The 9,283-nt window shown below is 66.5% G+C and carries 8 protein-coding genes; 2 read left to right on the top strand and 6 right to left on the bottom strand.

Annotation, left to right across the window (positions count from 1 at the left end; all coding sequences use genetic code 11):
- Nucleotides 1-56 precede the first annotated feature (56 nt).
- The 6 genes from tadA to QMX83_RS06895 form a co-directional block, all read right to left on the bottom strand.
- Nucleotides 57-587, bottom strand: a complete 531-nt coding sequence (tadA, locus tag QMX83_RS06920) for a tRNA adenosine(34) deaminase TadA (RefSeq protein WP_282295881.1) — start codon at nt 585-587, stop codon at nt 57-59.
- Entirely contained in the window at nt 580-1,035 is a 456-nt protein-coding gene (mntR, locus tag QMX83_RS06915; RefSeq protein WP_282295880.1) for a manganese-binding transcriptional regulator MntR, read from the bottom strand. Before mntR ends, tadA begins: the two co-directional genes overlap by 8 nt.
- Before the next feature lie 81 nt (nt 1,036-1,116).
- A complete protein-coding gene (locus QMX83_RS06910) occupies nt 1,117-2,238 on the bottom strand; it encodes a hybrid sensor histidine kinase/response regulator (protein WP_282295879.1) in 1,122 nt (373 codons plus the stop codon).
- The gene (locus QMX83_RS06905; protein ID WP_282295878.1) at nt 2,235-2,822 is read right to left on the bottom strand and encodes a chemotaxis protein CheB; all 588 of its coding nucleotides are present in this window, start codon (nt 2,820-2,822) and stop codon (nt 2,235-2,237) included. Before QMX83_RS06905 ends, QMX83_RS06910 begins: the two co-directional genes overlap by 4 nt.
- Nucleotides 2,819-3,643, bottom strand: coding sequence for a CheR family methyltransferase (locus QMX83_RS06900; protein WP_282295877.1), 825 nt, complete (start codon nt 3,641-3,643; stop codon nt 2,819-2,821). Before QMX83_RS06900 ends, QMX83_RS06905 begins: the two co-directional genes overlap by 4 nt.
- Nucleotides 3,640-6,729: a response regulator gene (locus tag QMX83_RS06895; RefSeq protein ID WP_282295876.1), complete on the bottom strand. Its 3,090-nt coding sequence runs from the start codon at nt 6,727-6,729 to the stop codon at nt 3,640-3,642. The genes QMX83_RS06900 and QMX83_RS06895 overlap by 4 nt, the downstream gene beginning before the upstream one ends.
- A gap of 293 nt (nt 6,730-7,022) precedes the next feature.
- On the opposite strand from QMX83_RS06895, the gene QMX83_RS06890 reads away from it, so the two are divergent.
- Together QMX83_RS06890 and QMX83_RS06885 are read left to right on the top strand one after the other, a co-directional pair.
- Entirely contained in the window at nt 7,023-7,394 is a 372-nt protein-coding gene (locus QMX83_RS06890; protein WP_282295875.1) for a response regulator, read from the top strand.
- Nucleotides 7,395-7,497: 103 nt separating this feature from the next.
- Nucleotides 7,498-9,282, top strand: coding sequence for an EAL domain-containing protein (locus tag QMX83_RS06885; protein WP_282295874.1), 1,785 nt, complete (start codon nt 7,498-7,500; stop codon nt 9,280-9,282).
- Nucleotide 9,283: the final 1 nt, after the last annotated feature.

Below are 9,283 nucleotides of genomic sequence, written 5' to 3'. Positions count from 1 at the left end.
GCGGGGCCCTCGGGGGGCGGGGGGTGGGGGGGGGGGCGGGGGGGCCGGCCGGGCCCTCAGCCAAGCGTCGGCAACAGCGGCGGTTTGCCGCGCTTGGCGCGGAAATAGTTGGTCAGGCGCGTGCTCGCTTCCTTCGCCAGCACCCCACCATGCAGTTCCACGCGGTGGTTGTGGCGCGGGTCTTCCAGCAGGTTGAACACACTGCCGCAGGCACCGGTTTTCGGATCGGTGGCTGCATACACCAGCCGCGACGCGCGCGCGTGCACCACCGCCATCGCGCACATCGCGCATGGCTCCAGGGTCACGTACAAGGTGCTGCCCAGCAGACGATGATTGCCCAGCGCCTTGCCAGCCTGGCGCATCGCCACGATCTCGGCATGCGCACTGGGATCGTGCTCGGCGATGTTGAGGTTCCAGCCCTCGCCCAGCACTGCACCGTCGCTGCCGACCAGCACCGCACCGACGGGAATCTCATTGAACTCACGCTCCGCGCGCGCGGCCAGTGCCAGCGCGTGCTGCATCCAGTATTCGTCCTGGTCGTGCACCGGCACGCCCAGTGGCGGCGGCGGTGGCAGGCGTTCAACCATGGCCGTTGGCCTTGCGCAGGAACGCCTCGAACGCGGCCAGGGTCGCTTCACTGACATGGTGCTCGATGCCCTCGGCGTCGCGCCGGGCCGAATCCGCATCCACCCCCAGGGCCAGCAGGAAGCGCTCCACGGTCTGGTGGCGCGCGCGCACCTCCACCGCCAGCTGCTCGCCGGCCGGGGTCAGGAACACGCCCCGGTAAGGGCGCTGGATCGCCCAGCCTTCCTTCACCAGTCGCTTGAGTGCCTTGGCCACGGTGGGCTGGGCCACGCCCAGCCGGGTCGCAATGTCCACCTGACGGGCCTCACGGCCGTCGGCGATCAGGTCCGCGATCAGCTCCACGTAGTCTTCCACCAGTTCCGAGCGGCGCGCTTCACGCACCTGCGCGAAGCCCTCCACGTGAACCTGGGCGTCGATCAGGGGGGCGGGCTTGCGGCTGCTGCTCGGCATGCGGGCAATGGTCCGTGGCGGGGCCGGTGGTGAACTGACGCGTAGTCTAGCGCAGCCCGCCGCCCTGCCCCCGCCTGCGGCTCAGCCGCGCATGCGACGCTGCAGCCGGGTTTCGAACTGCACTTCCCCGTCCAGGTTGCGCGCGACCAGGGCTCCGCCATGTGCACGGGCGAACTCGTGCGCGATGAACAAGCCCAGCCCCAGCCCACGGCTTTCGTGGAAGCTGGCCTTGAACGGCTCGAACAGGCGCGGCAGCAGCGCTTCAGGAATCTGCCCCTGGTTGCGCACCTGCAGCAGCAGCGACTCCCCCGGATTGCCACGCACCAGCACCTGGACCGGCGCGGCCCCGCCGTGCAGCACCGCGTTGCCCACCAGATTGGAGAGCAGCTGTGCCAGCCGGTCCGGGTCGCCATGCAGGTCGGTATCGCCCTCGATCTGCAGCTCGATCCGTGCCTGCGGATGCGCGCGGGCCAGCTCGGCCACCACCACGCTGGCCACTTCGGCCAGATCGCAGTTGCTGTGGTGGATGCGCAGCCCACCGCTGCGGATGCGCGAAAAGTCCAGCAGCTGCTCGACCATGCGTCCCATGCGCTCGGCGCTGTTCTCCAGATGCTTCAGCGTCTGCTGGACCTGGCCATCGTCGGGCAGGTCCAGCGACAACTTGTCGGCGCACAGCAGAATCGCCGAAAGCGGCGTGCGCAGATCGTGGGTGAGCACCGCCATCATGGTCTCGTTGAGCTTGAGCGCATGCTCGAGCGCCTGGTTGCGCGCCTTCAGCAGCTGCTTCTGCTGGTACAGCTCAATGAACACGTTGACCTTGCTGAGGATCACCTGCGGCTCGATCGGCTTGTGCAGGAAATCCACGGCACCGGACTCATAGCCCTTGAAGGCTCGTACCGGATCATTTGGCGAGGCGGTCAGGAAGATGATCGGCACATCGCGGCTGCGGGTTGAGCCGCGCATCAGTTCGGCCAGTGAAAAGCCGTCGATTTCCGGCATGTGTACGTCCAGCAGTGCCAGTGCCACGTCGTGCTCGAGCAGCAGTTCCAGCGCCTGCGCACCGGACGCCGCGCACAGGATGTTCAGGCCCTCGCGTCGCAGCAACGCTTCCATGGCCACCAGGTTCTGCGGAATGTCATCGACAATCAGCAGGTTCACGTTGTCGGTCGGCGCTGTCATCGCCGCAGGCTCGATCAGGTTCATCGGGCAAGACCTTTGATACGTGTACAGATGGAAGAAAGCGGCAGCACCGCGTCGGCCCCGGCATGGGCCAGCGCGGACGCCGGCATGATCGGGGAAAAAGCATCGTCCGGGCACTGGATCCAGGCGTGCCCACCGGCTTGGCGCACCGCGGCCACACCGGCACTGCCGTCATTGCTGGCCCCGGTGAGCAGGATCGCCAGCACGCCACTGGCAAAGACCTCGGCCGCGCTTTCGAACAGCGGGTCGATCGCCGGTCGCGAGTACAGCACCGGCGCATCCACCGAGAGGGCCAGGGTGTTGGCATCCTCCACCAGCAGATGGTAGTCCGGCGGCGCAAAGGTCACCGTTCCGGGTAGCAGCGGCTGCTTGTCGTCGGCCTCGCGGACCGGCAGCGGGCAGCGCACATCCAGCAGGTCGACGATGCGGCTGGGCCGGTCGCGCGGCAGGTGCAATACCACCAGCACTGGCAGCGCGAGGTCTTCCGGCAAGGCGGCCAGCAGCGTCTGCAGCGCGCTCACCCCGCCAGCGGAGGCTCCCACCACCAGCAGCTTGAAATCCATGCGCGGGTCGGTTGCCGTGCTCATGCCAGCTTCCGGTACAGGCGCTGCTCGCGCGCGCAGGCTTCAAAGTCGTCGGCGTGCTCGCCGAACTGCAGCGACTCCTTGCTGCCCAGGCCGAGAAAACCCTTGTGCACCAGGGCTTCGTGGAACAGACCGATGGCCCGGTCCTGCAGTGCACGCTGGAAGTAGATCAGCACGTTGCGGCACGACACCAGATGCACTTCGGAGAACACCGTATCCGTGGCCAGGCTGTGGTCGGCAAACACGATGTTGCGCTTGAGCGCGCGGTCGAACACCACACTGCCGTAGCCGCTGCTGTAATAGTCAGACAGCGAGCCGGTGCCCCCGGCCGCCAGATAATTGCGGCTGAACTGGGCCAGGCGGTCCAACCCGAACGCGCCGGCTTCGGCCGCCTGCAGCGCTTCGGGATTGATGTCGGTTGCGTAGATGATGGCGCGGTCGAGCAGCCCTTCTTCCTGCAGCAGGATCGCCAGGGACCAGACTTCCTCGCCGCTGCTGCAGCCGGCAATCCAGATCTTGATCGACGGATACGTGCGCAGCACCGGGATGGCGTGCTCGCGCAGCACCTTGAAATAGGCCGGGTCGCGGAACATCTCCGAAACCTGCACGGTGAAGAACTGCATCGCCTGGGCGAAGGTCTCCGGCTCGGACAGCAGCCGGTGCTGCAGGTCGCCCAGGTTGGCGCACTCAAAGCGCGCCATCGCGTGGCGCATGCGCCGGCGCAAGGAAGCCAGCGCGTAATCACGGAAATCGTAGTGATAACGCTGGTACACCGCCTCCAGCAGCAGCTTCAGTTCCAGATCGAACAGCTCGGCCTCGTTCATTGACGCGAGCACCACACGCGACACAGGGAGACCAGCTTGTCGACGTCGATCGGCTTGGAAATGTAGTCGTTGGCACCGGCCTGCAGGCAGTGTTCGCGATCATCCGGCATGGCCTTGGCCGTCAGCGCGATGATCGGCAGGTCGCGCCAGCGCGCCTCGCTGCGGATCTCGCGCATGGCGGTCAGACCATCCATCTCCGGCATCATGATGTCCATCAGCACCAGGTCCACTTCCGGACCCAGCTTCTCCAGTGCCTCGCGGCCGTTACGCGCGATTTCCAGCTTCACGCCCAGCGGCTCCAGCACGCTGGACAGCGCGAAGATGTTGCGCACATCGTCTTCGGCCAGCAGCACAGTGCGTCCATCCAGCACCGCGTCGCGGCGACGCGCCTCACGCAGCAGGCGCTGCTGGTCGGTCGGCAGCGAGGCTTCCACGCTGTGCAGGAACAGGGTCACCTCATCGAGCAGGCGTTCGGGCGAGCGCGCGCCCTTGATGATGATGCTCTTGGAATAGCGGCGCAGTCGCTGTTCCTCATCGCGGGTGAGTGCGCGACCGGTGTAGACGATGACCGGCGGGAACGAGAGCGCTTCGTTGGCGGCCATGTGCTCCAGCAGGTCGTAACCGGTGCCATCGGGCAAGGCCAGGTCGGTGACCATGCAGTCGAAGGTCGAGCTGGACAGCGCCGCCATCGCCTCGGCAACGGTGCCCACGCCGACAATTTCCAGCTGGTCGCGGCCCAGCAGCAACTTCAGGTTCGAGCGCAGCTCGCTGTCGTCTTCCACGATCAGCAGACGACGCACATCGCGTTGGTTGGTGGCTTCCAGCTGCTGGATCGCCTCGACCAGCCGCTCACGCGTGGCCGGCTTGATCACGTAGCCGATCGCACCGAGTTCCAGCGCCACCTGCGAGCGCTCCAGGCCGCTGACCACGTGAACCGGGATATGACGGGTCGCCGGATCGCGCTTCAGCCGCTCCAGCACGCTCAAGCCGGAGACATCGGGCAGGCCGATGTCGAGCAGGATGCCGTTCGGGCGCAGCTCGCTGGCCAGGGTCAGCGCCTCGTCGGCGGTCTGGGCGACCACGCAGTCGAAGTCCAGCTCGTGCGCCATCTGCACCAACGCGCTGGCGAAGGCGGCATCGTCTTCCACGGCGAGAATCATGCGACCGGCGCGGCTGCGCCGGCCGCGGTCGTCGATCACGCGCGGGGCGTCACTCGCCACTGCCACCGGCGCGGCAGCGACCACAGCCGCGCTGGCCACCGCGGGCATGCGGACATCCGGCGCGGCGTGGGCGGTGCCCAGCTCGGCACCCGGTGCCCCGACCAACGGCAGCTCCAGAGTGAAGCTGCTGCCCCGCCCCGGTTCGCTGACCACGCTGATGCTGCCCCCCATCCGGGCGGCCAGATCGCGCGAGATCGACAAGCCCAGCCCGGTGCCGCCGTAACGACGGCGGGTACTGCCATCCGCCTGGCGGAAGGCCTCGAAGATCACCTCGGTCTGCGCCTGCGGAATGCCGATGCCGGTATCGGTCACGGTGAACTGGATCCGCCCGCCGGCGGTGCCGCGCACGCTCAGGCTGACGCTGCCGTGTTCGGTGAACTTGACCGCATTGGCCAGCAGGTTCTTCAGGATCTGCTGCAGGCGCTGGCTGTCGGTGACCAGCTGCGCCGGCGCATCGGCGTCGGCCTGGAGCACCAGGGCCAGGCCCTTCTGTTCGGCCAGCGGCTGGAAGGTCTCCTTCAGGCGCTGCAGCACGCTGGAGACGGCCACGTCCTCTTCGCTCAGCTCGACATGGCCGGCTTCGATGCGCGAGAGGTCGAGGATGTCGTTGATCAGGGCCAGCAGGTCGTTGTTGGACGAATGGATGGCCTGGGCGTACTTGACCTGCTCGTCCGAGAGATTGGCATCCTTGTTGTCGGCCAACAGCTTGGCCAGGATCAGCGCGCTGTTGAGCGGCGTGCGCAGCTCATGCGACATGTTGGCCAGGAATTCGGACTTGTAGCGCGAGCTGGCTTCCAGCTCGTTGCTGTTGCGCACCAGCTGCGCCTGCGCCAGCAGCAGCGCCTGCTGCCGCGATTCCAGCTCGTGGGTGCGCTCTTCCAGCTGCACGTTGGTCTGTTCCAGCTCGACCTGCTGCTGCTCCAGATTGGCCTGCGAGTGCAGCAGGCTGCGGCTCTGTTCTTCCAGTTCTTCGTTGGCCACCCGCAGCTCTTCCTGCTGGGTCTGCAGTTCTTCGCTCTGGCGCTGGGTTTCTTCCAGCAGTTCGACCAGCTGCTCGCGCAGCAGCGCGGCGCGCATGGCCACGCCGATGGGTTCAGCGACCTGGGTCAGCAGATCCAGCTCCAGCGCCCGCGCCGGCGAGGCACCGACCCGGCCCAGCTCGATCATGCCGATGACCTTGCCGTCGGCGGTGATCGGTCCCAGCAGGCGCTGATGCACCTGGGTCATGCCCAGCGGCGTCTCGATTTCCAGCACGCTGTCGCCCTGGTCCAGCCGACGCGGCTCACCCAGGCGCAGCACTTCGCCCCACTGGCCGGCCGCGGACGGCAGTGCTTCCGGCAGCCGTGCCGGCAGTGCCGCGCCGCCCACCAGCAGCAGGCGCTCGCCCTGCAGGCGGTACAGCGCGCCCACTTCGGCATTCAGACGCGCACACAGGGTGCGCATGGCTTCGTCGGCCAGCACACGCGGGTCCGGGTCACCGCGCAGGCTGACCGTCACCGCGTTCTCGCCTTCCTGCAACCACAGCGCATCGGCGGCGATGCGACGGGACTGGATCGCCTTCATCACGGTCAGCGCCATCAACAGGAAGCAGACGCCGCCGATGGTGCGATTGACGAACGAGAACGCCGAATTCGAGCTGGCCGGCGCGATGTGGTAGCCGATCATCAACAGGATCGTGGACCCCACCGCCACCAGGAAGGGCACCTCGACCCGGCGCTGGAACAGGGTCACCCCCACCGCCATGAAGTAGGTCAGCCATACCGCGTAGCCCAGCGGCACCACGAACTCCAGACCCAGGGTCAGGGCCATCAGCCCGGCCGATGCCAGCCAGATCCAACGGTCGCGAGCGGTGGGCGCAGAATTCATGGGCGATCCAGATACAAAAGATTTCTGATGTTACCTGAACACGTTAAAGGGGTGTTATGCGACAGAAGTACGCCAGTCCCGGCATTTTCTTGACAATTTATTCACATTTGGCACGACGGCCCGTCAGACGTTGCATGCACAGGCGTTCTCGCGCATTGGGAAGTGCCTTTCGGCCTACCGCCTGTCCGCCGCAATCGCGTACAGTTGCGTACTGACCCCACCTGCCATCCGCGCACCGGTTCGCGTGCGATGGAGTCCCCTTGGGTCATCATCTGTCTTTGAGGAAGTCGAGCATGTCTGAGCCCCTTCGCGTACTGATGGTCGAAGACCAGAGCGATCTGCGTGAGCTGATGGGCCAGGCCTTGCAGGACTTCGGCATCGAGATCTACACCGCGGTGGACGGGCCAGCAGCCCTGCAGATGATCGAACAGCATGGCGACTTTGACGTGGTGTTCAGCGACATCAGCATGCCCAACGGCATGACCGGCGTGCAGCTGAGCGAGCATGTCGCCCGTGCCCTGCCCAATGCGCGGATGATCCTGTCCTCCGGCTATGCCCGCTCGCAGCTGGAAGAGCCGCTGCCGGAGCATGTGGAATTCCTGCCCAAGCCGTACCGGCTCAACCAGCTGATCAAGCTGCTGAAGTCCCCCGCCACCACGCCGTGATCGTCACCGGCGTGAATGCTTCATGTCACGCCGCAACAATTCACATCGGCTTGCAGCGCCGGTTGGATAGTGAACCTGTCTTCCGTATGACAGGGCACACGGAATGCTCGACAGAACACAGGAACTGGAACGGATTGCGCTGATCGAAGCGTTGAATGTGCTGGACCCGGCATTGGGTCGCGCACTGGACCCGATCACCGAACTGGCGGCATTTACCTTCGGCGTGCCTATCGCGCTGATTTCGATCGTCGACAGCGACGCCCAGCACTCGATCTCCCGCGTCGGACTGGAGTCGCTGGTGCGGGTCGAGCGCCAGTGGTCGATCTGTGCGTGTGCGATCGAGTCGCATGCGGTGCTGCAGGTGTCCGATCTCAGCCAGGACCCGCGCTTCAACAACAACCCGTCGGTGACCGGCCCGGAGCACCTGCGCTTCTACGCGGGTGCGCCGCTGGTGACCCGCAGCGGAATCGCGCTGGGCGCGCTGTGCCTGATCGACCGCCAGCCGCGCGTGCTGGGCGAAGACGAAATCCGCCAGTTGCAGACGCTCGCACGGCTGGTGGTCAACCAGATGGAACTGCGGATGTCGCTCGGGCGGCGCGATGCCGTCAGCGGCCTGCCCAACCGCCAGCAGTTCCAGTCCGACCTGGGCGTGCTGGGCCGACAGGACGGGGGCCACCACTACACCGGCGTGCTGCTGGACGTGTTCGACCTGCAGAGCACCACCGATGCCGGCCAGGTACTGGGCCTGAAGCCGGTGGAATCGCTGCTGCGCCAGGCGTCGCTGCGGGTGCAGGACATGATCGGTGAGTTCGCCCAGGTCTACCACGTGGCCGCCACCCGCTTCGGCTTCGTACTGCGCGACCAGTCCCGCGAGCAGGTGGAAGGCCTGCTGGACCGGCTGCGTGAGCGCATGCGTCGCCCGCTGATGGTCGGCAGCATCCCCATGTCGCCGCAGTTCCACGCAGGCGTGTGCGCGTTCCGGCCCGAACCCGACCAGACCGCCGACCTGCTGCGCAAATGCCTGGTGGCCATGCACCATGCGCTGCAGACCGACGCCTGTGTGTGCTGGTACTCCAAGGACCGCGACGAGTACCTGCGCCGGCGTTACCGGCTGGCCTCGGACGCCGGTCGCGGCCTGAGCCAGGACCAGTTCACCCTCGTCTACCAGCCCCGCTTTGATCTGGGCAACGGCATACCCGTCTCAGCCGAGGCCCTGCTGCGCTGGACGCATCCCTCACTGGGACCGGTCAGCCCCGCGGAATTCATTCCGGTGCTCGAATGCACCGCCCTGATGCCGACCCTGAGTCGCTGGGTGGTGGAACAGGCGGTGCAGCAGGCGGCGCGCTGGCAGAGCGTGCTGCCTGGGTTTGCGGTGTCGCTGAATCTCTCCCCGCGTGACTTCGACGACGAGCAGTTGTGGCACCGCATGGCCGAGCGCCTGCAGATGTATGGCCTGCCCGCTTCATTGATCGAAGTGGAGATCACAGAGGGCCAGTGGCTGCACAGCCACCCGGCCGCGCTGCCCCAGCTGCGCGCCATGGCCGCCGCAGGTGTGCGTGTGGCCATTGATGACTTCGGCAGTGGGTACAGCAACTTCGGCTACCTGGCCGAGGTGCCGATCAGCCACATCAAGATCGATCGCAGCCTGATCACCGGGCTGGCGGAATCGCGCACCGCGCGTTTGAAGGTCGATGCGATCATCCGTCTGGCCGAGCAGCTGGGCTACCGCACCGTCGCCGAAGGTGTGGAAAACGAGGCCGAGCTGGAACTGCTGCGCGCTTGGGGCTGCGATGAAGCCCAGGGTTTCCACCTGGCGCGGCCGATGCGCGCCGAAGCTGTCACCCAACTGGTGCTCGCCTGCCGCGCCGGTCCGCTCGCCGACGCGTAAC

Source organism: Stenotrophomonas sp. PS02289, assembly GCF_029960115.1.
Taxonomy (GTDB): Bacteria; Pseudomonadota; Gammaproteobacteria; order Xanthomonadales; family Xanthomonadaceae; genus Stenotrophomonas.
The sequence above is the reverse complement of the archived record's forward strand: the minus strand, read 5'-3'. Positions and strand labels throughout refer to the sequence as shown.